At 47.6% G+C, this 24486-nt stretch carries 23 protein-coding genes and 1 other RNA gene; 23 read left to right on the forward strand and 1 reads right to left on the reverse strand.

Annotated features, from left to right (window positions below; all coding sequences use genetic code 11):
- The first annotated feature begins 344 nt into the window (after positions 1-344).
- The 22 genes from CHI14_RS17770 to rnpB all read left to right on the forward strand — a co-directional run bounded on the left by CHI14_RS17770 (position 345) and on the right by rnpB (position 21393).
- Complete coding sequence (locus CHI14_RS17770) at positions 345-1661, forward strand: NfeD family protein (protein WP_095290164.1); 1317 nt, start codon at positions 345-347, stop codon at positions 1659-1661.
- A gap of 158 nt (positions 1662-1819) precedes the next feature.
- The gene (gene floA / locus CHI14_RS17775; protein ID WP_095289880.1) at positions 1820-2827 is read left to right on the forward strand and encodes a flotillin-like protein FloA; all 1008 of its coding nucleotides are present in this window, start codon (positions 1820-1822) and stop codon (positions 2825-2827) included.
- Positions 2828-2840: 13 nt separating this feature from the next.
- The gene (locus tag CHI14_RS17780; RefSeq protein WP_095289881.1) at positions 2841-3422 is read left to right on the forward strand and encodes a hypothetical protein; all 582 of its coding nucleotides are present in this window, start codon (positions 2841-2843) and stop codon (positions 3420-3422) included.
- Positions 3423-3596: 174 nt separating this feature from the next.
- A complete protein-coding gene (gene yqfC, locus CHI14_RS17785) occupies positions 3597-3890 on the forward strand; it encodes a sporulation protein YqfC (protein WP_095289883.1) in 294 nt (97 codons plus the stop codon).
- Positions 3887-5080, forward strand: a complete 1194-nt coding sequence (gene yqfD, locus CHI14_RS17790) for a sporulation protein YqfD (protein WP_095289885.1) — start codon at positions 3887-3889, stop codon at positions 5078-5080. Before yqfC ends, yqfD begins: the two co-directional genes overlap by 4 nt.
- 6 nt (positions 5081-5086) lie before the next feature.
- On the forward strand, positions 5087-6058 hold the full coding sequence (locus CHI14_RS17795) for a PhoH family protein (RefSeq protein ID WP_095289887.1): 972 nt from the start codon (positions 5087-5089) through the stop codon (positions 6056-6058).
- Positions 6059-6073: 15 nt separating this feature from the next.
- Complete coding sequence (locus CHI14_RS17800) at positions 6074-8323, forward strand: HD family phosphohydrolase (protein WP_095289889.1); 2250 nt, start codon at positions 6074-6076, stop codon at positions 8321-8323.
- 34 nt (positions 8324-8357) lie between these two features.
- Positions 8358-8855 carry an rRNA maturation RNase YbeY gene (gene ybeY / locus CHI14_RS17805; RefSeq protein WP_095289891.1) on the forward strand — a complete coding sequence of 166 codons (498 nt, stop codon included), beginning with the start codon at positions 8358-8360 and terminating at the stop codon, positions 8853-8855.
- The gene (locus tag CHI14_RS17810; RefSeq protein WP_095289893.1) at positions 8855-9223 is read left to right on the forward strand and encodes a diacylglycerol kinase family protein; all 369 of its coding nucleotides are present in this window, start codon (positions 8855-8857) and stop codon (positions 9221-9223) included. The genes ybeY and CHI14_RS17810 overlap by 1 nt, the downstream gene beginning before the upstream one ends.
- A 58-nt stretch (positions 9224-9281) precedes the next feature.
- Complete coding sequence (locus CHI14_RS17815) at positions 9282-9695, forward strand: cytidine deaminase (RefSeq protein ID WP_095289895.1); 414 nt, start codon at positions 9282-9284, stop codon at positions 9693-9695.
- Positions 9696-9729: 34 nt separating this feature from the next.
- Positions 9730-10632: a GTPase Era gene (era, locus tag CHI14_RS17820; RefSeq protein ID WP_095289897.1), complete on the forward strand. Its 903-nt coding sequence runs from the start codon at positions 9730-9732 to the stop codon at positions 10630-10632.
- A gap of 102 nt (positions 10633-10734) precedes the next feature.
- Complete coding sequence (locus CHI14_RS17825; RefSeq protein WP_095289899.1) at positions 10735-10875, forward strand: YqzL family protein; 141 nt, start codon at positions 10735-10737, stop codon at positions 10873-10875.
- A gap of 33 nt (positions 10876-10908) precedes the next feature.
- Positions 10909-11661 (forward strand): DNA repair protein RecO, encoded by a 753-nt coding sequence (gene recO, locus CHI14_RS17830; protein WP_095289901.1) that lies wholly within the window; start codon positions 10909-10911, stop codon positions 11659-11661.
- Positions 11662-11808: 147 nt separating this feature from the next.
- Positions 11809-11949, forward strand: a complete 141-nt coding sequence (locus tag CHI14_RS30105; RefSeq protein WP_170948176.1) for a hypothetical protein — start codon at positions 11809-11811, stop codon at positions 11947-11949.
- 224 nt (positions 11950-12173) lie between these two features.
- Entirely contained in the window at positions 12174-13061 is an 888-nt protein-coding gene (gene glyQ, locus CHI14_RS17835; RefSeq protein ID WP_095289904.1) for a glycine--tRNA ligase subunit alpha, read from the forward strand.
- Entirely contained in the window at positions 13054-15132 is a 2079-nt protein-coding gene (gene glyS, locus CHI14_RS17840) for a glycine--tRNA ligase subunit beta (RefSeq protein ID WP_095289906.1), read from the forward strand. Before glyQ ends, glyS begins: the two co-directional genes overlap by 8 nt.
- A gap of 218 nt (positions 15133-15350) precedes the next feature.
- The gene (locus tag CHI14_RS17845) at positions 15351-15818 is read left to right on the forward strand and encodes a YaiI/YqxD family protein (protein ID WP_481856425.1); all 468 of its coding nucleotides are present in this window, start codon (positions 15351-15353) and stop codon (positions 15816-15818) included.
- Positions 15819-15866: 48 nt separating this feature from the next.
- On the forward strand, positions 15867-17687 hold the full coding sequence (gene dnaG / locus CHI14_RS17850; protein ID WP_095289907.1) for a DNA primase: 1821 nt from the start codon (positions 15867-15869) through the stop codon (positions 17685-17687).
- A gap of 43 nt (positions 17688-17730) precedes the next feature.
- Positions 17731-18870, forward strand: coding sequence for an RNA polymerase sigma factor RpoD (gene rpoD, locus CHI14_RS17855; RefSeq protein WP_095289908.1), 1140 nt, complete (start codon positions 17731-17733; stop codon positions 18868-18870).
- 183 nt (positions 18871-19053) lie between these two features.
- The gene (locus CHI14_RS17860) at positions 19054-19812 is read left to right on the forward strand and encodes a tRNA (adenine(22)-N(1))-methyltransferase (protein WP_095289909.1); all 759 of its coding nucleotides are present in this window, start codon (positions 19054-19056) and stop codon (positions 19810-19812) included.
- Positions 19788-20903: a Nif3-like dinuclear metal center hexameric protein gene (locus CHI14_RS17865; protein ID WP_095289910.1), complete on the forward strand. Its 1116-nt coding sequence runs from the start codon at positions 19788-19790 to the stop codon at positions 20901-20903. Before CHI14_RS17860 ends, CHI14_RS17865 begins: the two co-directional genes overlap by 25 nt.
- Before the next feature lie 81 nt (positions 20904-20984).
- Positions 20985-21393, forward strand: an RNA gene (gene rnpB, locus CHI14_RS17870) — RNase P RNA component class A.
- A 175-nt stretch (positions 21394-21568) separates the two neighbouring features.
- Here the strand turns inward: rnpB and CHI14_RS17875 are convergent.
- Positions 21569-22798, reverse strand: a complete 1230-nt coding sequence (locus CHI14_RS17875; RefSeq protein ID WP_095289911.1) for an aminotransferase-like domain-containing protein — start codon at positions 22796-22798, stop codon at positions 21569-21571.
- 109 nt (positions 22799-22907) lie between these two features.
- Between CHI14_RS17875 and pdxR the strand changes: the two genes are divergently transcribed.
- Positions 22908-24428, forward strand: a complete 1521-nt coding sequence (gene pdxR, locus CHI14_RS17880; RefSeq protein ID WP_095289912.1) for a MocR-like pyridoxine biosynthesis transcription factor PdxR — start codon at positions 22908-22910, stop codon at positions 24426-24428.
- Positions 24429-24486 lie beyond the last annotated feature (58 nt).

Raw genomic sequence — 24486 nt, forward strand, 5'->3', positions numbered from 1 at the left:
CACCTCCTGACTTGTCAGGGGGTGTTTTTTCCTGTTTGCATGGTACTGAATTTACACCTCAGACACCATTAGATTTAGCATGGAAGAATTCGATATAAAGGATAAAGAAACAGTACAATTTTCAAAATAGACATAAAAATTACATTAAAATGGTTATTATACATAAAATTAGATTTAATTTCTTGCAATTCCTCTGGCTTTCAAATATAATTTTAAGATTTTGAAACGAAATGTTGCATTGTACGTAATAAATACCATAAGCTGGACAGTATAACAATAATGGAAAAGGGGGGATTATTGTGAAGGGAAAGCGCCTGAAGAGGCTTGCGGGGCCATTGTTGCTCATGATGCTGCTGACGCTGCTGCTTCCTCTCTGGGTTGGATCGCCGTCTGCACATGCAGCTGAAAAGAGCGGCGCCGTATATATTATTCCGGTTGATAAACCAATCGAGCAGGGGTTAGGTAAGTTTATGGAGCGCGGTTTCAAGGAAGCTGAATCAATGAATGCTGGCCTGATTGTTCTGGATATCAATACGCCGGGAGGACGAGTCGATACGGCGGAAGAACTGGGTAACTTGATTAAAGAAAGCCCTGTTCAGACTGTTGCCTTTGTCCGCGGAGATGCTGCTTCGGCTGGAAGTTTTCTCGCCTTGAATGCAGATAAGATCGTAATGTCGCCAGGAAGCATGATTGGTGCGGCAGCGATGGTGGACAGCACGGGTAAGCATGTCGATGATCCGAAGTTGGTTGCATTCTGGAAGAGCAAAATGCAGGGAGCGGCGGAACAAGGCGGCCGTGATGGCAATATTGCTGCCGGAATGACAGATGTCAACATGGTTGTGGAGATGCCGGAGATCAACAAAACGAAGCAAAAAGGTGAAATTATTGCCTTATCAGCCGAGGAGGCGCTGAAAGTGGGATATGCGGACCACATCAGCTCAACTCCGGAAGAGGCAGCAGCATGGCTGGGTTATGGTCAGGACGATGTATTTACTGTGGAGCGAACCGCAGCAGAGAATATATCTTCTTTTCTGACGAATCCTGTAGTGATGACTATACTTTTGTTCCTGGGAATTGCGGGGGTAATCATTGAACTGATTGTACCTGGATTCGGAGTGCCTGGTATTGTGGGGATCGTTTGTTTTATCCTCTATTTCTCGGGGAATTACATTGCTGGATTCGCAGGAGCAGAGACATGGGTGCTGTTTACGGTTGGACTGATCATGATGATTCTGGAGATGTTCATTCCAAGCATGGGTATCCTCGGAATCCTGGGCTCGATTGCTCTCGTGGCAGGCGTAGTTCGGGCTGCTTATGACACAAGTGATGCTTTTATATCTCTGGGCATTGCCTTTGGAGCTGCACTTGTCGTCATTGCAATCGTTGTAATTCTGTTTAAGGATCGGGGGATATGGAACCGATTCATACTAAGTGATCGATTGTCTGCTGATCGTGGATACTCCTCCGCAACAGAACGCAAAGAACTTCTCGGTATGCAGGGAATCAGTTTAACTCCGCTTCGTCCCTCCGGAACTGCAATGTTTAACGGGGAACGAATCGACGTCGTGTCGGATGGTGATTTTATCCCTGTAGATACACCGATTATTGTGATTAAGGCAGAGGGTACTCGAATCGTTGTCCAACAGGCGTTGCCAGTATAATTATTAAAATTGTCGAAGCTGTTTCCAGCCTCGACAAATACATACCCATGCTGACAGAGCTGCCTGCAGAATGGATCAATAATAAAGTACGCAGCATTTTGCAAAGTTTGTTACAATGAATTTTCACTATATTAATGTGTAAATGGAGGAATTTGTTTATGGAACCAACCTTGATTACGGTTTTGCTCATTGCGGTCGTTGCCATTATCGTATTGAGCGTATTCTTCAGCTTTTTCCCGGTTATGCTCTGGATCTCTGCCATTGCATCCGGCGTGCGTGTCGGTATTATTACGCTGGTAGCGATGAGACTCAGACGTGTAACCCCCAGCCGAATCGTAAATCCTATGATCAAAGCAACCAAAGCAGGTCTTCAATTGTCGATGAACCAGCTGGAAAGTCACTTCCTTGCTGGTGGTAACGTAGACCGGGTAGTCAACGCTTTGATTGCGGCACAGCGTGCCAATATTCCACTTGAATTTGAACGCGCAGCGGCGATTGACCTTGCGGGCCGTGATGTACTGCAGGCAGTTCAAATGAGTGTCAACCCACGTGTTATTGAAACACCTGTCGTATCAGCAGTAGCGAAAGATGGAATTGAAGTTAATGTTCGAGCTAGAATTACAGTTCGTGCAAACATTGATCGACTCGTCGGTGGTGCGGGTGAAGAAACAATCATTGCACGTGTCGGTGAAGGTATTGTAAGTACGAATGGTTCTTCCAATTCTCACAAAGAAGTTTTGGAAAATCCGGACCTGATCTCGCGTACCGTATTATCCAAAGGCCTGGATTCAGGTACTGCGTTTGAAATCCTGTCCATTGATATTGCGGATGTGGATGTAGGTAAAAACATCGGTGCCTTCCTGCAAACCGAACAGGCAGAAGCGGATAAACGAATCGCTCAAGCGAAGGCGGAAGAACGTCGTGCCATGGCCGTAGCCCAAGAGCAAGAAATGAAGGCCCGCGTAGTAGAAATGAGAGCGCGTGTAGTAGAATCCGAATCCGAAGTACCACTTGCAATGGCAGAAGCTCTGCGTAGTGGTAAAATTGGTGTAATGGATTATATGAACCTGAAAAACATTGAAGCAGATACTCAAATGCGTAACAGTTTAGGGAAACCTGGTGATAGCAACTCCAATAATCAGGGTGATTCGAAAAACGAAAGATAGGCGGTGAGCAAACATGGGCCTATTTGAATGGATTTTTGATAATTTATATATTGTGGCTGTTATTGGATTCGCGCTATTCTCTTTTCTTGGAAAAGCAGCCAAATCAGCTGATCCGAACAAGAAACGTCCCCAAAATGGGATGCCAACTTTCGGAGGGAACGGTGATTTGAATCGGAAGGAAAATTCACCATCTCAAGCATCTCCGCAGCAGTCTTCGGGCCCGGCCAATGATGGTCGTTATGAAGATGAACGGTATGATGAGGATGCTTATGATGATCGTTATGATCAGCCCTATCCGGAGCCGGCATATTCAAGTGATCCAAGTGGTCAGAGCTTGCTTGGTGGAATGGAGAGTTCTCTCGAGAAGCAAAAAATAGAAATGGAAAAGCAGCAGCGGATGATTCAGGAAAGGTTGAATCGTTTTTCCTCAGCAAAAGCGCCAGTGATATCTGACTCTAGTTGGGATGAGGCTTCAACAAGTGAATCTGCACAGTCTCTCCTACGTACAGAAGATATCCGTAGTGGTGTCCTGTGGGCCGAAGTACTGGGACCTCCGCGTTCCAAACAGCCCTTTGGAACAAGAGGTAAGTTGTAAAATGTAATACCCAAAAAATTAAAGAGCCGTCTCTGGTGAGCAATATGCCGGAGAAGGCTCTTTTTGTGTTGTGCTCCTTTTTAAAGAATTAATGATCTAACAGCAGCTGTAGTTTTCATAAAGTCATGTTTCTCCGCATAAGTTGAACTGTAGAGGAAGGGGGAAGACCTTCGTATGACCCGGATCAGCCGCAAGCTGCGCAGATGGACCAGTGAGGTGCTGGATTTGCCGCAGGACGTGCTTTATGATATGCCACGGTTAACCCTGATCGGCAGCAAGCAATTGTATATCGAAAATCATCGCGGTGTGATCCATTTTACGCCGAATCGCATTGTTCTGGCTTTGACCCAGGGCCAGCTCGAGATTAAAGGCGTTGATCTGATGATTCGCAATATTTTGCCGGATGAAGTGGCGGTGGAAGGAACAATTCTGGATATACATATGAATGGAGCGGAGGGAAACGGATGAAACAGCCCAGTCTGTACAAACTGCGAGGTGCAGTCCGAATAACGGTCACTGGGGGAGACATCGAAGCGCTGATCAACATGGTGGCAGAGCAGGGACTGGAAGTGTGGAACCTGCGTGCCCATGATGGACGCAAGGCAGAGATGAATATTCTGCTGCCGCATTTTTTTAGGCTGCGTCCTTTGTTGAAGCGGACAGGCTGCAGGGTGAAGGTGACGCACCGCAGCGGGATTCCTTTTTTTATGGCCAGATTAATGAAAAGGAAGTTCTTCCTCGGGGGCATGGTGCTTTTCGTGATTGCTATGTTTGCATTATCATCGATGGTCTGGAATGTTGAGGTGAAGGGGAATGTGAAAATCCCCACTGATGTGGTGCTTGCTGCAGCCAAAAAAGAAGGGATATATCCTTTTCAGTGGGGGTTCAGACTCCAGAGTCAGGACAAGCTTTCCAGACAGCTGGCTTTGGCACTTCCAGACGTAACTTGGATCGGTGTGAGCAAAGAGGGGACAACCATTACCATTCAGGTTGTAGAGTCTGCACAGCCTCAGCGTGAACCGCTACTGAATCCAAGGCACTTGGTGAGCAAATCGGATGCAGTAGTTACTCAGATATACGCGGAACAGGGGCGTCCTGTTGTACAGAAAGATACGCGTGTTAAGAAAGGTCAGGTATTAATATCGGGTATTTTGGGTGATGAAGAGAATACAGAGAATGTGGTGGCCAAAGGCGAGGTTCGTGGACTCGTATGGCGTGAATATGAGGTGGAAGTGCCTCTCGTGCAGAAGCATAATACCATGACAGGTGAGAGTAAGGAACGTTTTTATGTTGTGCTTGGGGATTGGGCTGTTCAGCTCTGGGGATATGGAAAGACGCCCTTCAGTTCCTTCAATACGGCGAGTGATCATAAGCCGCTGACGTGGCGATCCTTCACGCTTCCGATAGGATGGTTGACTGAGACCGATATGGAGACCACGCAGCAAGAGGAACAAAAGACGGTTGAGTGGGCCCGAACGAAAGGGCTGGAGGGAGCCAGAAACGATATTATCGCCAAAAATGGCAAAGGAACGAAAATTTTAAGTGAAAAAATTTTGCATGAGAAGAAAGAGAATGGTAAAGTTTATATGAAAGTATTATTTGAAGTGGAAGAAAGCATTGCGGAAGAACTTCCGTTAGTCCATAGTCAAGGAGAATGAGGCTATTTGTCAGAACAAACACGCAGCATACGAATCTCCCTCCAGAGTGCGGGAGAGGGTCAATCTCTTTTTGGACCCCAAGATATTTTTCTGAAACTGATTGAATCCGAAATTCCCGCCCAGATCGCTTCACGCGAAGCGGAGATTGTGATTCACGGCAATACAAAGAATGTGGAATCGCTTGAACAATTATTCGATGTGTTACTGCAATTGGTGCGAAATGGGTATGTGCTAACCGAACGAGACGTCAGCTATGCCATTGAACTGGCCAAGGATCTGCGTGCAGACCAGCTGCTTGATCTGTTCAAGGGCGAGATTACGACGACTTACCGGGGCAAACCGATTCGTGTTAAAACCATTGGACAGAAACACTATGTAACGACAATTAAGAAACGTGATGTTGTATTCGGCATCGGTCCAGCCGGCACGGGTAAAACCTATCTGGCCGTTGTACTGGCGGTTGCAGCCCTCAAGGAAGGCAGCGTCAAGCGCATCGTGCTCACACGGCCTGCTGTCGAAGCGGGCGAGAGCCTGGGCTTCTTGCCTGGAGACCTGCAGGAAAAGGTTGATCCTTATCTGCGGCCTTTGTATGACGCCTTGTATGACGTAATGGGACAAGAGCAAACGGCCAAGGCACTGGAGCGCGGTTTGATCGAAATTGCGCCACTGGCATATATGAGGGGGCGTACACTCGATGACTCGTTCATTATTTTGGACGAAGCTCAGAATACGACGCCGGAGCAGATGAAGATGTTTTTGACCCGTCTTGGTTTTGGCTCCAAAATGGTCATTACCGGAGACGTAACGCAAATTGATTTACCTCGCGGCAAAAAGTCTGGACTGGTGGAAGCAAAAACGATACTCAGTGAAGTTGAAGAAATTGGATTTGTCTATTTTGCCGAGCAAGATGTTGTACGGCATTCCCTCGTCCAAAAAATTATCGTTGCATACAACCACGCCGCAGAAAATCAAGAATAGAAGGGATTGTCTAAAGTGACCTCGAAGGAACTGTCAAAAGGCAAATCTTTTCAGAATAGAACCACAGGATGGAAGTATAGCGTGTGGGCACGCTATCTTCTGTTTTTGTTTCTGGTGATTCTCTTCTACTTCAGTCTGGCCTCCAAGCTGCTTCCCGAGCGGTATGACATTCAGGAAGGCACACGAAGCGAAGTGGATATTGCTGCGCCCATGCAGATTCCAAACACGAAGGCAACGCTGAAAGCTCAGGAAGAAGCTGCTGAGCGTGTACAGCCGATCTATCAAATTGTGCAGCTGCGAAATGAAAATTTGATGACCACCCTGCTGGATCGTATTGACCGACTGAATCAGGATGACCAGATTTCCAGTCAGGACAAGATTGATATCTATCGTGATGAGATTCCGCAGCGGCAGAAGGATTTTGTGTCCAACTTTATCAATAACAATCGGAAAGCGGGTACATATTCCGAAACTCTTTTAGAAGAGATTAGAAACGTGGTGCAGGAGCAAAGCTACCGAATTCCGGAAGAAACCTATATCAAGATATCTCGCTTGACCTCGGATGATATCCAGGAAATGAAGTCCGTTGGTCGGGATATTGTGTCCAGATTGATGACGGATCAGATCAGTGATGCTACGACAGCAAGGGCAAAAGTTGCCGAAATGGTAAGTGTAAGTTCCCTTAGCAAGCGTACGCAGCGTGAGGTTGTTCAGGAGCTCGCCCGCCTTGTAGTAACGTCCAACCGTTTCTATGATGAAGAGGGGACAAAGGAAGCCAAGGTACAGGCTCGTGAAAATACACAGACAGTCTATATCAAGCAAGGTGATACACTGGTTGCCAAGGGCGAAATGATAACCCCCGAAATGTACGCGCTTCTTGATGAAAATGATTTGTTGAAAAACGAAGTAAACTACTGGCCGCAGCTGGGTCTTCTCATGTTGTCTTGTCTGCTGTCGGCAGCAATTCTGATGTATATTCAGCAATTCAGCGGAACGCATTTCAAATATAATAATGCACAGCTGCTGATGCTTGTACTTATTTTCATTATTACAATTGTGCTTATGCATGTAACGGCATTCATCCAGACAGCAGATAGGTCATATGTAGGCTTCCTTGCACCAGTTGCAGTGGGGGCGATGTTAATTGCCTTATTGCTGGACACATCGCTTGCTTTCGTTTGCTCGATCATCATAGGCATGTTGTCAAGCATCATCCTGAATACGCATCAAGGTCAAATTTTTGATTTTGAGCTTGGCTTCTTTGCGGTGCTGGTGTCTTTTGTTGCGATCTTCGCGACATACCGGGCAAGCCAGCGATCCACCATCTTAAAGGGGGCCATCATGGTCTGCCTGTTTGGTTCAATTGCCGTCTTTACACTGTCGTTGATTGATACGGGGGATTGGAACCGTACAACAACGCTGTACGGCGTTGGATTTGCTTTTGCAGGTGGTGTATTAACAGCGATTCTCGTTATAGGGCTTATGCCGTTTTTCGAAACATCGTTTGGTATCCTATCAGCACTGAAGCTGGTGGAGCTGTCCAACCCGAACCACCCGTTATTGCGCAAACTGCTGACGGAAACACCGGGCACGTATCATCACAGTGTCATGGTAGGAAACCTGTCCGAGGCCGCGGCCGAGGCTATAGGAGCGAATGGTCTGCTCTGCCGAGTAGGTTCGTATTACCATGATATTGGCAAGACCAAAAGACCGATATATTTCATTGAAAATCAGAACAATATGGAGAACCCGCATGATTCCATCGATCCCAAATTGAGCAAATCAATTATCGTTGCGCACGCACGGGATGGTGTGGAAATGCAGAAGGATTACAAGCTCCCGAAACCGATCCGGGATATTGCGGAGCAGCATCACGGGACAACCTTCCTTCATTACTTCTATCACAAAGCGCTGCGTCAAGCCGAGGAAGCGGGAGTGGAGCCTGACTTTACAGAAGAAGATTTCCGTTATCCAGGTCCAAAAGCCCAATCCAAGGAATCGGCTATCGTGGGGATAGCGGACAGCGTTGAAGCAGCAGTTCGGTCCCTGCGAAAGCCAACTGTGGAACAAGTGGAATCCATGATTGAGAAGATTATCAAGGGGCGTCTCGATGATCATCAGTTTAACGATTGTGATCTGACCATGCGTGAATTGGATATCGTTGCAAAGACCTTGAAAGAGACGGTAATGGGAATCTTCCACTCCCGGATTGAATACCCGGAAGAGATCAAAAAACCGAAGCCGACCTCACCTGAAGCAGGTTGACTTACTAATATGAGCAGACAGGAGTTATGAAAGAATGAGTCTTAACCTGGCATGGAATAATGATCAACAGGATAAAGAAATTACAGAACAGATGATTGCAATGCTGGAGCAATTGCTGAACCTGGCAGGAGAAGCTGAAGGAGTGGCCGATGGAGAAGTTGCTCTCACTTTTGTGGATGATGCCCAGATTCATGAGTTGAACCGCGATTACCGCGGAATCGATCGTCCGACAGATGTGCTGTCATTTGCCATGAATGAAACCATGGATGAGGAACTGGACATCATCTACGAACTGGATGAGGATGAAGAGATGGAGGAGATGCCAGATGTTCTCGGTGACATCATTATCTCCGTTCCTCGTACGATCCTGCAAAGTGAAGAATACGGGCATTCATTTGAACGTGAGCTTGGTTTCCTGTTTGTGCACGGTTTCCTGCACCTGCTCGGATATGATCATCAGGACGAAGCAAGCGAAGCCGAAATGATGGGCAAACAGGAAGCTGTACTCGCCCAGGCCGGGTTGACACGATAATGAAAAGGCGCTCCTGGAGTCTGGTGTTCCGCAATGCGGCAGAAGGAATCGTATACGGTTTTCGGACACAGCGAAATGTAAGGGTTCATTCGGGAGTAGCCGTCATCATGTGTTCGGCAGGATTTATCTTCGGGATTTCGAGAACAGACTGGATGTTTGTACTGACAGCCATCTTTTTGGTGCTGGTCACCGAATTAATGAACACGGCCGTAGAAGCAGCGGTAGATCTGGCACATCCGCATATTCATCCGCTTGCAAAAGCGGCGAAAGACACCGCTGCTGGCGCAGTTTTGCTGGCTGCGGTGTTCGCTGTAGTCATCGGATGTATGGTGTTTTTCAAACCGGTTTTGCATTGGCTTGGTTTCTGATAAGCCTGCTATAACAAGAAGTTTATTTTAGTGATAACCTGAGGGAGAGATTTGGATTATGGATAATCAACAGCTCATGCAAGAAGCCATTAAGGCACGTGCCAAAGCGTATACACCTTATTCCCATTTTGGCGTAGGTGCAGCTCTGCTGGATAGCGAAGGTAATGTGCATCATGGATGCAATATTGAGAATGCTGCCTATACACCAAGCAACTGCGCGGAGCGAACAGCACTTTTTAGTGCGATTGCAGGGGGAGAGCAGCCTCGCAGTTTCAAGGCTATTGCCGTTGTAGGTGATACGGAAGGTCCAATCGCGCCATGTGGCGTGTGTCGCCAGGTTATGGCTGAGCTGTGTGAGCCGGACATGAAAGTCATTATGGGCAACTTGAAGGGTGACCTGCAGGAAACGACGGTTGCCGAACTGCTGCCTTGGGCTTTTGGTCCGTCAGATTTGGATTTTGCCAAAAAATAAACTATTCCAGGCCTAGGCGCCTGAGGAGGAACATATGAAGAAAAAAGCATTTAAATCGGGTTTTGTAGCTATTGTTGGACGTCCTAACGTTGGTAAATCGACTTTGATGAACCAGGTTATTGGCCAAAAAATAGCCATTATGTCGGACAAGCCGCAAACTACTCGTAATAAAATACATGGCGTTTACACATCCGAAGACAAGCAAGTTGTCTTTTTGGATACACCGGGTATTCACAAACGGCAATCCAAGCTGGGTGATTATATGAACCAGACTGCCTTGAATACACTCGGGGAAGTGGAAGCAGCTTTGTTCCTGATTGACGCTTCCGAAGGAATGGGCGGTGGTGACCGTTATATCGCAGAACAACTGAAAAATGTTCGGACTCCTGTCATTTTGGTAATGAACAAAATTGATAAAATCGAACCGGAAGCGCTGCTGCCGCTTATTGAGGAGTATCGCAAGCTGCACGACTTCGCAGAAATCGTACCGGTCTCTGCCAAGCTCGGCAGCAATGTAAGTACACTGCTCGATCAGATCGGCAAGTATTTGCCGGAAGGACCACAATACTACCCGGAAGATCAGGTTACAGACCACCCGGAACAATTCGTATGTGCGGAGCTGATTCGGGAGAAGATTCTGCAAATGACCCGGGAAGAAGTTCCTCACTCCATTGCTGTAACCATCGAGGATATGAAGGTTCAGGACAACGGGGTAGTATACATTTCGGCCGTTATTTTTGTAGAGCGTGACTCTCAAAAAGGGATTATTATCGGTAAACAGGGAGCCCTGTTAAAAGAAGTGGGCAAACGTGCGCGTACAGATATTCAAAACCTTTTGGGTTCAAAAATCTTTATGGATCTGTGGGTTAAGGTGAAAAAGGATTGGAGAAATCAGGATCGTGTTCTGCGTGATCTCGGCTTCCACCGTGACGTTTAATTCGAGCAAGTATCCATTAATTGCAACACATAGTTTACCTTGCAAGACTCCATCCTAACTGGTAGATGCAGACGTCATTTCTGAAGAGAGGATGAAATTCTGATGCGAGATTTTTCGTGGAAGGTTTTTGCAATGACGGGGGATGTGGAGTCCTATTTGTTGTATACCGAGTCATGCGCGTCAACAGGACAGGAGTCTGATACTGCAGGGGAAGTGATAGAAGATGAAGAAGCCGAGGGTTAATTGGCTGATTCGGGAATGGTTAGGTGACGAGGCATGCTATACAGGGTGGAAGGGATTGTCATCCGCAGCATGGACTACGGCGAGGGAAACAAAATTATTACGCTTTGCACCGAAAGTGGTGGAAAAGTAGGCGTACTCGTCCGTGGTGCCAAAAAGCCCAAAAGCCGACATGCTGCGCTGGTGCAGCCGTTTACGTACGGTCAATACGTATATTTCCGTAACACGGGCCTGGGGACACTAAATGCGGGCGAAATCATGGAGTCATATCATGAGCTTCGGGAAGATTTGGTTAAAGCAGCTTATGCATCCTATGCATGTGAACTGTTGGATAGGGTCCTGCAGGATGAGGAAACAGGTGCTTTCTGGTTCAAGCAGCTTAAGGCTTGTCTTCAGGCGTTAAAGGAAGAGAAGGACCCCAGCGTCATTACCAGTCTCTATGAGATGAAAATATTACAATCGGCGGGCTACGGCCCGTCGCTTGATGAATGCATTTCATGCGGCCAGGAGCGGCCGGATGAACAGTTATTTGTAAGTCCCAGGCTCGGTGGTGTACTGTGCAGAGCCTGTAAACACTTTGATCCACCCGCGTTGTCTGTAAGTCCCAAAGCTCTGAGGTTACTGCGGTTATTTGCACAGCTGGATTTGCAGCGATTGGGCAGCATATCCGTCAGTGAGGCCACTAGAGATGAAATGAAGAAGATCATGAGAGCCTTCATGGATCACCAGCTGGGTCTCAATTTAAAATCCCGTTCTTTTCTCGATCAGATGGAGAAATACGGGATTTAAGGTTTGTTTTCTGGGAATGACAAGATTCACTTGACTTTGAACTCTTTTTTATTTATTATGAACTATAATTTCTCTTTTTAAGAGACATGCATTGAACGAGAGAGTAGGAGACCTGATTTATTATTCTCGTAGATAGGCCAGACGGCCTTGACTACGAGAATTGAGCGAGCCTGGGATGGTGCAAGCCGGGATGAATCGGTCTGTGAAATGGCACTCGGGAGCATGAATGGACACGGAAAAGTGGGCTTGCGTGAACAGGTTATCCTGTTTTGTACACAAGCCAAGTAGGGTGGAACCGCGGGAATAGCTCTCGTCCCTACGTCTGGACAACAGGCGTAGGGCGAGGGCTTTTTTTGATTGTGGAATTATTTTCCGGCAAGGGCTGGTGGATAAATTCCGGGGATCTCTCGCAAAACGCGTTTTGTCCGTTCTACGTCGGGCTTCGATTGACGCTTGTGCAAATCGGAAGTTTTCTCAGCTTGCCAATAAACTCATTGAAAAGGAGCATGATTATGAATTTTCAGCAGATGATTCTCACGCTGCAGCAATTCTGGGCCGAGCACAACTGTATTATTGTCCAGCCATATGATACGGAAAAAGGAGCAGGTACAATGAACCCGATGACCTTTTTGCGTTCACTTGGACCAGAGCCTTGGAAAGTAGCTTATGTAGAACCTTCTCGTCGTCCTTCCGACGGACGTTACGGAGAAAACCCGAACCGTCTGTATCAGCACCATCAATTCCAAGTCATTATTAAGCCTTCACCAGACAACATTCAGGAAATTTACCTGGAAAGTCTCAAACGTTTGGGGATTGACCCGCTTAAACATGATATCCGTTTTGTTGAAGACAACTGGGAGAATCCTTCTCTGGGCTGCGCAGGCCTCGGCTGGGAAGTCTGGCTTGATGGTATGGAAATTACACAGTTTACATATTTCCAGCAAGTCGGTGGAATTGAGACGAACCCGGTAGCTGTCGAAATTACGTATGGTATGGAGCGCCTAGCTTCTTACATTCAGGAAAAAGAAAATGTGTTTGATCTGGAATGGGTAGAGGGAATTACCTATGGTGATGTATTCCTGCAGCCTGAGTTTGAACACTCCAAATATACGTTTGAAGTATCAGATGTGAAGATGCTGTTTACCCTCTTCAACATGCATGAAGAAGAAGCTAATAAGGCTATGGCACAGAATCTGGTATTTCCGGCATATGACTATGTGCTGAAATGTTCCCATACGTTTAACCTGCTGGATGCTCGTGGAGCAATCAGTGTTACAGAACGTACCGGTTACATTACGCGTGTTCGGAATCTGGCACGCCAAGTGGCTGCAACATATGTGGAAGAGCGCGAGAAGCTTGGCTTCCCGCTGATTAAGAAAGGGGGAGCCGAGCATGTCTAAGGATCTGTTGTTTGAAATTGGTCTGGAAGAAGTACCTGCACGTTTCTTGCGCGCGGCGATAGAACAGCTGCAGGATCGTATTGTGAAATGGCTGGATACATCCCGCATAACACATGGTGAGGTAAACGCTTATGCTACACCACGTCGCTTGGCTGTCATGATTCAGAATGTTGCCGAGAAGCAAGAGGATGTAGAAGAAGAAGTAAAAGGCCCTTCCCGTAAAATTGCACTTGACGAGAGCGGCAACTGGAGCAAAGCAGCACTTGGATTTGCACGCAGTCAAGGTGTTGATCCGGATCAGTTTACGTTTAAGGAACTCGGCGGAGTCGAGTATATATATGCAAGCAAGAGCAGCAAAGGTGTAGAGACTTCATCTGTAATCGGTGAAGGATTGCTGTCGATTCTGCACGCCATGACTTTCCCTAAATTCATGCGCTGGGCTTCATATGATTTTAAATTTGTCCGCCCGATTCGCTGGATTGTGGCTCTGCTTGGTAGTGAGGTTATTGATATTGAAGTTGCAGGTGTGAAATCCGGGAATGTAACTCGGGGACATCGTTTCCTTGGTAAGGAGACCGTAATTACTAACCCTGCTTCATACGTCGAATTGCTGCGTTCCGAACATGTTATTGCTGATATCAAGGAACGGGAGCAAATGATTGTTTCCCAGATTCAGGCACTGGCTGCCGAGAAAAATTGGGATATTGCCATCAAGGAAGATTTGCTGGAGGAAGTACTGTTTTTGGTGGAAACGCCAACCGTATTGTTCGGAACGTTCGATCCTTCATTCCTCAATATCCCTCAGGAAGTATTGATTACTTCGATGCGTGAGCATCAGCGTTACTTCCCTGTACTGGATAGTGCAGGACAATTGCTGCCTTACTTTGTAACGGTTCGTAACGGAGGCAGTGATTCACTTGATGTCATCGCCAAAGGTAACGAAAAAGTACTGCGTGCCCGCCTGTCCGACGCCAAGTTCTTCTACGAAGAAGACCAGAAGCTCGAGATTAAGGACGCATTGTCCAAACTGGAGAGCATTGTCTTTCAAGAGGAACTGGGTACCGTTGGTGACAAGGTGCGCCGCATTCGCAAAATTGCGGACGGTCTCGCATCCAAGCTGCAGGTTTCTGCTGACGTTGCCGAATCGGTGAGCCGCTCTGCAGATATCTGCAAGTTTGACCTGGTTACGCTGATGGTTGGTGAGTTCCCTGAATTGCAAGGTGTCATGGGTGAGGATTACGCTCGCAAGGCAGGCGAGAAGGAAGAAGTGGCCAAAGCGGTATTTGAACACTATCAGCCGCGCTTTGCCGGAGACCAATCTCCTGCTTCACTCGTAGGTGCAATTGTAAGTGCTGCAGATAAAATGGATACCATCGTGGGCTGTTTCTCCATCAATATCATCCCGACTGGATCCCAGGATCCTTATGCACTTCGTCGTCAGGCCGCGGGTATTGTACAAATCTTGCTGGATCATCAGCTTCCACTGACTCTCTCCGATGTGTTCGGGGTTGCGCTTCAGGTACATGCTCAGATGAACCTTTTGAAACGTGCAGATGAAGAGGTTCGTAAAGATTTGCAGGACTTCTTCGGTCTTCGTGTGAAAAAACTGTTGTCCGAGACCGTTCGTTATGATGTAGTTGATGCTGTGATTTCTGCCGGATTCGATGATATTAGTGCCATTGTTCCAAAAGGTGAGGCCCTGATGGCCGCTGTTCAAACCGGTGATGCATTCAAAACAACAGTGGAATCGTTCAACCGGGTAGGTAACCTAGCTGCCAAAGCGTCGAATGCTTCTGTTCATCCTGAACTGTTTACCGAAGAGGGAGAGAAGCAGCTGCATGAAGCTTGGAACAGAACCAATGAGGAATATCGCAAAGCCTTATCGCAGCACGCTGCAGCGGAAGCGCTGGCGATTGCATCCGCTTGGAAGGAAGCCATAACAGCATTCTTCGATTCCGTAATGGTCATGGCCGAAGATGAAGCAGTCCGTGCTAATCGCTTGGCTCTGCTCGCAGCTATCGATCGTGACTTGAAAGGATTTGCCGATTTCTCCAAATTGGTGTTAGTATAATATCCCGGCACTGACAGGTTAGAGCATACGCTTCAAATTCAGTATTAAAGAAGGATATATGAGGGTATAAATATACGGAACGGGTTGTGAAATTTTATTTTTAACAGCCGTTCCGTATTTTAGCCTTTGATTTACCTTGACTGGTCAGAAGGAATTTCGCTGGCGGAAGTCGTATATAACAATATGCAGCTATTTTATGAAGCCGGGTGATCCTGAGGTTGAGTGAGTTGAATGTACGCCAGATTGTTGTGGACGGAGATGCTTGTCCGGTGAAAGCCGAGATTGCAGAAACGGCCCGCCGTTTTGATATCCCCGTATTGCTAGTATCTTCCTTTGATCATTTACTTCAGGGAGGAGATGGGGTGCGTACCGTGCAGGTGGACCGCAGTGATCAGAGTGCGGATCTGTACATCGCCAATCATATCAAGCCCTGTGATATCGTCATTACACAGGATTATGGACTGGCAGCACTCGCGCTTGGCAAACGTTGTTATGTTTTATCATTTCGTGGTCGCGAATTTAATGATCGTGACATTGATTTTATGCTCGATTCCCGCCATACTGCTGCCAAAGCACGGAAAAGAGGGCATTATGGGAAGGGTCCAAAGCCTTTCACAGAGCAGGATCGGGAAATTTTTCAACATAAACTGACAAAACTTTTGAAAGATTTGCAGGAGAATGTGTAAGTTTAGCGAATTATATTTACGTGCTGAAAGAGATGAAGGTGGCCAGAGATGAGTACCGGACAAGGCGGTATACCCGAAAGCATTATTGAATCGGTGTTACAGCAGCATGATATTGTCGATACGGTGAGCCGATTTGTGCATCTGACCAAGCAGGGGAAGTACATGAAAGGCCTCTGCCCTTTTCATTCCGAGAAGACGCCTTCGTTTACAGTTACACCAGAGAAACAAATTTTCTACTGCTACGGTTGCGGCACGGGTGGAAATGCCATCAAATTCAGGATGGAAATCGAAGGGTTATCCTTTCCCGAGGCTGTCAAGACGATGGCGGAAGAAAGTCACATCTCCATGGGGGACTGGCAAGGGCGTGAATCCGCTCATGTAAATCCGGAGACCGAACGTCTGCTGGAGGCGTATGAGCTAACTGCAAAGCTGTATCATTTCTTATTGAAAAATACAGAGCATGGAAAAGCAGCCATGGAGTATTTACGCTCGCGGGGCTTTAGCGACAAGCTGATTGACCAGTTTCAGATTGGTTATGCGCCGAATCGTTGGGACACGTTGGTGCAATTTCTGGAGAAGCGCAACTTTCCACTTGAAGAGATGGAAAAGGGCGGTCTTCTGTCGCAGCGGAGTGAAGGTCAGGGCTATGTGGACCGCTTCCGAGACAGGGTTATGTTCCCGATTAATGGCAGAAGCGGCAAACCGATTGCATTTGCAGGTCGCATTTTGGGAGACGGGCAGCCGAAGTACCTAAATTCACCGGAAACCCGGTTATTCAACAAAAGCCGAGTTCTCTACAATCTGCATCAGGCCAAAAATGCAATTCGCAAACAAAGACAAGCTATTTTGTTCGAAGGCTATGGCGACGTGATCTCCGCCTGGGATCAAGAGATCCAGAACGGAGTAGCGGCCATGGGTACAGCGCTGACCGAGAATCAGGCGCTTATGCTCAAGGGCATGTGCGACGAAGTCATTATCTGTTATGACGGTGACCGAGCAGGGCAGGCCGCTGCACTTAAGAACTTCCCCATTCTGGAAGAAGCCGGGCTGCAGGTTAAGGTGGCTCTTATACCCGAAGGACTTGATCCGGATGATTTTATTCGGAAGTACGGTGGTGAACGGTTTCGCAACCAGATTGTAGACGGTGCTGTGACCACAACAAAATTTAAGCTTATAAACCTAAAAAAAAACCATATACTGCTAGAAGGCGGCGGTCTGATCGCCTATTCCAAGGAAGCGGTAAAGCTAATCGCGCCATTATCTTCCCCAACGGAACGCGAAGTATATTTGCGTGAACTGGCTGCTGAAGTGGATGTGTCATTTGAGACACTGAAGCAGGAGTGTAATGAAGAGCGCCAGTCCATGAAAAATAACGAGCAGTATGGGGATAATAACCCGAAAAGGTGGAATAATGGTAGGCAACAAAATAGGCAGGTGCCTACACCCAATCTGTTGCCGGCTTACCATGCTGCTGAGCGCAAATTGCTTGCCTGGATGCTTCAGGATGACGAGGCTGCCCAGTATGTGAATGAGCATCTTGGTGAAGCTTTTAACTTGGATGATCATGCAGCTATTGCTGCTTATCTATATGCCTATTATGCGCAAGGCAAATCGCCGGATACAAGCCGTTTTATGTCCTCATTGCATGATGATCGATTGGAGAAAACCGTCAGCTCGATCTCAATGATGGATGGCCCGGGTGAATGGAACGTTCAGATACTCGATGATTGTATCAGGGAAGTGCTGAAATATCCGCGCAAAAAAGAGTACGATCTTAAAAAAGAAGAAATGATTGCTGCAGAGCGTGCAGGTGATTTTGTACGCGCGGCACAAATCGCAATTGAAATGATTGCCCTAGAGAGACAGTAAATGTCCGTGTGTTGGATGTTTCTAGGGAGGAGGGAGTCGAGTTATGGCGAATGATCAGCATACTGAACTAGAAACAGAATTGACGCTGGATCAGGTTAAGGATCAACTGATTGAATCAGGCAAAAAAAGAGCTTCATTGAACTACAAGGAAATCATTGAGAAACTCTCCCCGTTTGAGCAGGATGCTGAGCAAATGGATGAGTTCTACGAACAATTAAGTGACCTGGGTATCGACGTGGTAAACGAAAATGATGAAGAGGTTACGCTTCGCCCTAATGATGACTCAGAAAACAACAGCAGAGAGGGAGACGATGAATTCCACTTTGACGATGATCTGAGCTTGCCTCCAGGCATCAAAATCAATGACCCTGTCCGGATGTATCTGAAGGAAATTGGTCGCGTACCTTTGTTGTCTGCAGACGATGAAGTGGAGCTCGCCAAACGGATTGAAAACGGGGATGAAGAAGCGAAGCGCCGACTGGCTGAAGCCAACCTCAGACTCGTTGTCAGTATCGCGAAGCGATATGTGGGACGCGGCATGCTGTTCCTGGACCTGATTCAGGAAGGAAACATGGGTCTGATCAAGGCAGTAGAGAAGTTTGACCACAAAAAAGGATATAAGTTCAGTACGTATGCGACTTGGTGGATTCGTCAAGCCATCACACGTGCGATAGCCGATCAGGCGCGTACCATTCGTATTCCGGTGCACATGGTCGAAACGATAAATAAACTGATCCGGGTATCCCGTCAGTTGTTGCAAGAACTTGGACGCGAACCAACGCCAGAAGAAATTGCAGCTGAAATGGATCTGAGTGTGGAGAAAGTGCGTGAGATCACGAAGATTGCACAGGAACCGGTTTCCCTCGAAACACCGATTGGTGAAGAGGATGATTCCCATCTGGGCGATTTTATCGAGGATCAGGAAGCTTTGGCTCCAGCGGATGCTGCTGCTTATGAATTGCTGAAAGAACAGCTTGAAGACGTACTGGATACGTTGACAGAGCGTGAAGAGAATGTACTTCGCCTTCGTTTTGGTCTGGACGATGGACGGACGAGAACGCTGGAAGAAGTGGGCAAGGTCTTTGGAGTTACGCGTGAGCGTATTCGTCAGATCGAAGCTAAGGCTCTTCGTAAACTGCGCCACCCAAGCCGCAGCAAACGGCTTAAGGATTTCCTCGAATAACAGAACTACGGGAGACTTTTCGCAAGCCGCTTAGGCGGCGGCGAGGTCTCCTTTATTTTTAAATCGAATGTCTTAATTGCTTGGTTTTGGTAATTAATCCTTGAAATGTTTGATTGGATTTCATTTTATCGCTTTTCGTTGTCCAATGCAAATCAATAAATTAAATGAATGTGCAGGTGCTTCATGAAACTTTCGAATCGATTACAACAAATACATGATCAAATTCCCGAGGGCAGCCGTCTAGCCGATATAGGCTCTGATCATGCATTGCTGCCGGTAGCTGCCGTTCGCAGTGGGAAGGCTGCAAGTGCTGTGGCCGGAGAAGTTAACCCGGGACCCTACGAGGCCGCGCGCAAACAGGTAAGTGATGCAGGGCTGCAGGAGCAAATTACCGTTCGTCGTGGAGACGGGCTTGAAGTCGTCTCTGCAGGCGAGGTAGATGTCATTACGATTGCAGGAATGGGTGGAGCATTAATTGCTTCCATACTGGACCGCGGCCTTTCCAAACTGGAAGAAGTGAAGATGCTTATCCTTCAACCTAATGTGGGTGAGGATATCCTCAGACGCTGGCTGCTGGATCATCAATGGGTGGTTGTGGCAGAACGATTGCTTGAGGAAGATGGCAAGATCTATGAGATTATTACAGCCATGCCGCAGGCAACCAGTCCAATTGCGAATGAGGAAGTGTACCTCGCCCGTCCACTTGAAGGTGGAGTCGTTCTGACGCAAGATCTATTGCTGCGTATGGGTCCATATCTGGTGGACAGACCCACAGACGTATTCTTTGCAAAATGGGAAAGTGAGATCGTTAAGCTGAAGGGTGTTGTGCAGTCCATCTCAAAATCGGACCAGGACTCTTCCCGTGAAAAGGCTGCTGAGGTGGAACGTCTGATTGCAAACCTGAAGGAGGTTCTCGAATGTTTGCCAAAGGTCAAACTGTAATTCAATTGATGGAGCAGCTGGCTCCCAAACATCTGGCTGTACCTGATGACCGGATCGGACTGCAGCTGGGCAGTCTGCAAAAAGAGATAAATCATGTTCTGATTGCTCTTGATGTGACTGATGAAGTTGTTGAAGAAGCTATTCGAATCGGTGCCAATCTCATCATTGCACACCATGCGATTATTTTCCGGCCGGTAAAATCGTTCAATACGGATACACCGATGGGGAAATTGTATGAGAAGCTGATCAAGCATGATATTGCCGTATATATCAGTCACACGAATCTGGACGTGGCCGAAGGCGGCATGAATGATTGGATGGCCGAAGCGATTGGCATTGAGAGCAAAGAGTCACTGGAAGATGTACATACAGACCATCTGTACAAGCTGGCTGTATTCGTCCCGCGTACGCATCATGAACAGGTGCTTCAGGCCATTCTGGAAGCTGGAGCCGGAAGTATTGGCCAATACAGCAAATGCAGCTTCAATACCGAAGGAACAGGAACCTTTGTCCCGGGTGAGGGAACACAGCCTTTTATCGGTGAACAGGGCCAGCTGGAGCGAGTGGAAGAGATGCGTATTGAGACCATTGTACCGCAAAGTCTGCGGAGCAAAGTTGTACAGGCCATGCTGAAGGCTCACCCCTATGAAGAAGTGGCCTATGACCTGTATGCAATGGATTTAAAAGGCCGTACACTCGGTCTGGGGCGTCTAGGACCCCTTAAGGAACCAAAGACACTGGGTGAACTGGTAGAGGTCGTGAAGGCCCAATTAAACGTGCCATACGTTCGTGTAGTAGGGGATCTGAACAGGCAGATCAAAAAAGCAGCAGTCCTTGGCGGTTCAGGAAGCCGTTATACCCTGACCGCTCGTTTCAAAGGGGCCGATGTCATCGTAACAGGAGATATTGATTATCATACCGCTCATGATGCGCTGATGGCTGGCATGTGCATCATAGATGCGGGGCATAATGCCGAGAAGATTATGAAGTCAAAAACAGCGGACTGGCTGCGTTCACGTTTGGCAGACAAGCGTTATGAGACCCAAGTGACGGCTTCGGAGGTCAATACGGAAGTATTCCAGTTTATGTAATTATGTTGGGATCACCTGTTTCCAGTAATATTAAGCTTGTTTGTAAACTCAAATGCTTGTATACTATGTAATGTTGTTCGGAAAGCTTGACAGACAATCGCTGGTGGCCTTGTTGCCACGAGAGGAAAGTCCGGGCTCCACAGGGCAGGATGCTGGATAACGTCCAGTCAGCGCGAGTTGAAGGATAGTGCCACAGAAATGGACCGCCGATGGCCGGATTTTCCGGTACAGGCAAGGATGGAACCGAGGTGTAAGAGACCCCGAGGAACGCTGGTGACTTCGTTCCTGGTAAACCCCATCTGGAGCAAGACCTAATGGGACACAGCCGACTCTTCGGAGGAGGCAGCCTTAGCCCGAGGTGTGTCTAGGTTGGTCGCTTGAGCTGTGCAGCAATGTATGGCCTAGATAGATGATTGTCGCTTGTGGTGGGAGGGTAGTTCCCGTTTGAACCACGAAGAGCACAGAACCCGGCTTACGGTAAGCTTTCCAAACTCAACAACATGTATTGATCGATTTACTCACATTTAATTGTACTTCTCTTCTAAAAAATTAAAACAAACATCAATAAGGCGACAGAACCCGATTTCCTCGGATCTGCCGCCTTATTTTTTTTACGCATTAAGTTCTGACAGGATACTAGTCATAATACAGTTAATGACAGTTTATTACAGTGTAACCGCCGTATCGGATTGTGCAGCAGCATGCCAGCGCTGAATAGCTCGGTCCATACGTTCAACGGCTTCAGGAAGCAGCTCAGGGTCTGTATGTGTGAAGTTGATACGCATCCGGTTCAGTTCAGGAGTTCCGGCGTAGAAGGAATCACCAGGTACAATGCACACTTTTTCCTGAATACCGTAAGTAAACAAATTGCTGGCTGCCATCGCTTCAGGAAGTTCGAGCCACAGGAACATGCCGCCTTGCGGAGAGTTCCAAGTGATTCCTTCCCAAGCCTTCTCTGCCATAAGTGAAGTCATGGTATTCATTCGTTTGGCGTAGTCCTTGGAAATGCTTCGAATATGCCCATCAAGATCAAACGTTTCGAGCAAGGCATGAAGAGCTCTCTGGTCGATGCTACTGGAATGCAGATCGGCTCCCTGTTTCGCTCGTGCAGCAATCTTAACAATATCTGCAGAAGCAAGAATCCAACCTGTACGAAGACCTGGAGCTACGGTTTTGGAGAATGTGCTCGTGTAGATAACGTTGGACGGTCCATCATAGGATGCTGCATCCAGTTCCACAAGGGAAGGTGCATCCAATTGTTCCGGATTAAAACGGATTTCACCGTATGGATCGTCCTCCAGAATGAGTACTCCATATTTGCGACATAGGTCAACAGCCTGCTGTCTTCTGGCGCGACTCCATACTTTGCCTGATGGGTTGGAGAACGTTGGATTAATGTACACCAGTTTCGGCTGATGCTGTTTTAACTGTTCTTCAAGGGATTCAGGGAGCATGCCTTCTTCATCGCAGGCTACCCCATGGGATTCGGCCTGATAGGAATGGATAACTTGAAGAGCAGCCAGGTAGGTCGGTGATTCAACCAGTACGCTGTCACCTGGATCAAGCAGAATACGGCAGACCAGATCTATGGATTGCTGTGATCCTGTAGTCAGGAGCATATGATCGGGGGAAGCGGGAATGCCCTTGGATTCCAGACGCTCGGCAATTTTGGCGCGCAGCGGTCTGTAGCCTTCCGTTTCTGCATATTGAAGGGCAGCTGCACCGCTCATAAACACCTGTTGATACGCGTCACGTATAGCTTCAACCGGGAATGATGACTGTGCTGGCAAACCTCCGGCAAGGGATATCATTCCAGGCGCCTGTGCAGCCTGAAGCATGTCGCGAACGACAGAGGACGGGGTGTTTAAAGCCATTTTGGACCAAGGGATACTCATAGTGTTCTCATCTCCTGTTATTCACTGTTATACTGATATTATAAACTATAATAGCCGGAATGCGATATAACAGTAAAATGTGGATGATAACAGTTGGGGGAGCAGGCAGATGCACATTGAATTGAAACGGGGAAGCAGTACCAAGTTGTATATTCAGATCGCGCTTACACTTGCAGATCGGATCCGTTCAGGTTTGATTGAGCCTGGAACACGTCTGCCGTCTGTACGTAAAATGACCGCGGACCTGGGAGTAAGTCTCGTTACCGTGTCTAAGGCGTATGCTGAACTTGAGGCCATTCAACTGATAACCTGTTCACAGGGAAAAGGATGCTATGTACGCGGGGCCCAGGAGATGGACCAAACGGAAGATACAGATAAAAAACAGCAAGCTGAGCGAAATCACGATAATAATACCCCGTGGAACTGGCAGATGGCACTTGTGGATTATTTGCCGCGTGCGCAGCTTTGGCGGCATTTTGATGCGTCTCCTCAGGTTCAGTATGAACTGCATATGTCAGCCATCCAGCCCGAGCTGCTGCCAACGACTGAAATTATTAATAGTGCCTATCGGCTGTCCTCTGACCATCCTGAACGCATGGCAGCGTATGGCTCTTTTCAGGGGGACCGGGAACTTCGCCAGACCTTTGCAGGCCACTTTGCCGAAAGGGGTCTGCAAGTCGCCCCAGAGCGAATGCTAATTACAAGTGGGACACAGCAGGGTATCGACTTAGTGGCCCGCACCTTCGTCGGGCCTGGAGATGTGGTCTACATGGAAGCTCCTACATACACGGGTGCAATTGATGTATTTACGAGCAGAGGAGCCAAAATCATTACCGTGCCAATGGACGGTGAAGGCATGCGTATTGATCTGTTGACACGCCTTTGCGACACGTACCCGCCGAAGTTGATTTATACCATCCCTACATACCACAATCCGACAGGTGTAACGATGAGTGCCAGAAGACGGGCACAACTATTGAATCTGGCCCAGAGTTATCACTGTCTCATTTTGGAGGATGATCCATTCGCCGATCTGTATTTCCGCGATTCTCCTCCTGCGTCCATTAAATCGATGGATGCTACAGGTCATGTTGTTTATATCAAAAGCTTCAGCAAGGTGCTGTCTCCAGGTTGCCGCGTGGCCTGTGCCATCGCTGAAGGGAGTGTGCTGACCCGTTTGGTCGCAGCCAAATCCACGGCAGATCTGGGCAGTCCTTTACTTACACAAAAGGCACTTCAATCCTTCATTCAGCATCAGTATAGCTCCTATATTGTTCGATTACGCAAAGAGCTGTATGCCAGACTTCAGGCAGCATCCGATGTTCTGGAGGAATACCGTGTACCTGGTATGTATTGGGTCTTGCCTGAAGGTGGGTTAAACCTGTGGCTTCAGCTGCCAGATGGTCTGGATATGCGGGAGCTGCACCGTCAGTCTCTGGCTGCAGGAGTTTCTTTTCTGCCGGGATCTGCTTGTTATGTAGGTGAGACGGATACGGCAAGTCTGCGAATCTGCTTTACGGTAACGAATCTGAAGGGGTTGTGTGAAGGGCTTCGTGTGTTGTGCGGTGTTATTCAGAGGGTCATGCCTAGGCAGGGGGGAACAGCAGCGGACAGGCTCCCGCTTATTTAATTTTTTGGAACAAGGACATACATCCAATCCACTTTCGTCCTGGTGCAATACGTTATAG

The sequence above is a fragment of the Paenibacillus sp. 7516 genome, assembly GCF_002272715.1.
GTDB classification, from domain to species: domain Bacteria; phylum Bacillota; class Bacilli; order Paenibacillales; family Paenibacillaceae; genus Paenibacillus; species Paenibacillus illinoisensis_A.

Bases quoted from the DNA above. Each gene is read 5' to 3' on its own strand.
- CHI14_RS17780 (WP_095289881.1), top strand. From the start codon at position 2,841: ATGGGCCTATTTGAATGGATTTTTGATAATTTATATATTGTGGCTGTT.
- CHI14_RS17810 (WP_095289893.1), top strand. From the start codon at position 8,855: ATGAAAAGGCGCTCCTGGAGTCTGGTGTTCCGCAATGCGGCAGAAGGA.
- glyS (WP_095289906.1), top strand. From the start codon at position 13,054: ATGTCTAAGGATCTGTTGTTTGAAATTGGTCTGGAAGAAGTACCTGCA.
- CHI14_RS17770 (WP_095290164.1), top strand. From the start codon at position 345: ATGATGCTGCTGACGCTGCTGCTTCCTCTCTGGGTTGGATCGCCGTCT.
- recO (WP_095289901.1), top strand. From the start codon at position 10,909: ATGCTATACAGGGTGGAAGGGATTGTCATCCGCAGCATGGACTACGGC.
- CHI14_RS17825 (WP_095289899.1), top strand. From the start codon at position 10,735: ATGCGAGATTTTTCGTGGAAGGTTTTTGCAATGACGGGGGATGTGGAG.
- era (WP_095289897.1), top strand. From the start codon at position 9,730: ATGAAGAAAAAAGCATTTAAATCGGGTTTTGTAGCTATTGTTGGACGT.
- pdxR (WP_095289912.1), top strand. From the start codon at position 22,908: ATGCACATTGAATTGAAACGGGGAAGCAGTACCAAGTTGTATATTCAG.
- ybeY (WP_095289891.1), top strand. From the start codon at position 8,358: ATGAGTCTTAACCTGGCATGGAATAATGATCAACAGGATAAAGAAATT.
- glyQ (WP_095289904.1), top strand. From the start codon at position 12,174: ATGAATTTTCAGCAGATGATTCTCACGCTGCAGCAATTCTGGGCCGAG.
- yqfD (WP_095289885.1), top strand. From the start codon at position 3,887: ATGAAACAGCCCAGTCTGTACAAACTGCGAGGTGCAGTCCGAATAACG.
- CHI14_RS17865 (WP_095289910.1), top strand. From the start codon at position 19,788: ATGTTTGCCAAAGGTCAAACTGTAATTCAATTGATGGAGCAGCTGGCT.
- CHI14_RS17815 (WP_095289895.1), top strand. From the start codon at position 9,282: ATGGATAATCAACAGCTCATGCAAGAAGCCATTAAGGCACGTGCCAAA.
- CHI14_RS17875 (WP_095289911.1), bottom strand. From the start codon at position 22,798: ATGAGTATCCCTTGGTCCAAAATGGCTTTAAACACCCCGTCCTCTGTC.
- floA (WP_095289880.1), top strand. From the start codon at position 1,820: ATGGAACCAACCTTGATTACGGTTTTGCTCATTGCGGTCGTTGCCATT.
- CHI14_RS17860 (WP_095289909.1), top strand. From the start codon at position 19,054: ATGAAACTTTCGAATCGATTACAACAAATACATGATCAAATTCCCGAG.
- dnaG (WP_095289907.1), top strand. From the start codon at position 15,867: ATGAGTACCGGACAAGGCGGTATACCCGAAAGCATTATTGAATCGGTG.
- yqfC (WP_095289883.1), top strand. From the start codon at position 3,597: ATGACCCGGATCAGCCGCAAGCTGCGCAGATGGACCAGTGAGGTGCTG.
- rpoD (WP_095289908.1), top strand. From the start codon at position 17,731: ATGGCGAATGATCAGCATACTGAACTAGAAACAGAATTGACGCTGGAT.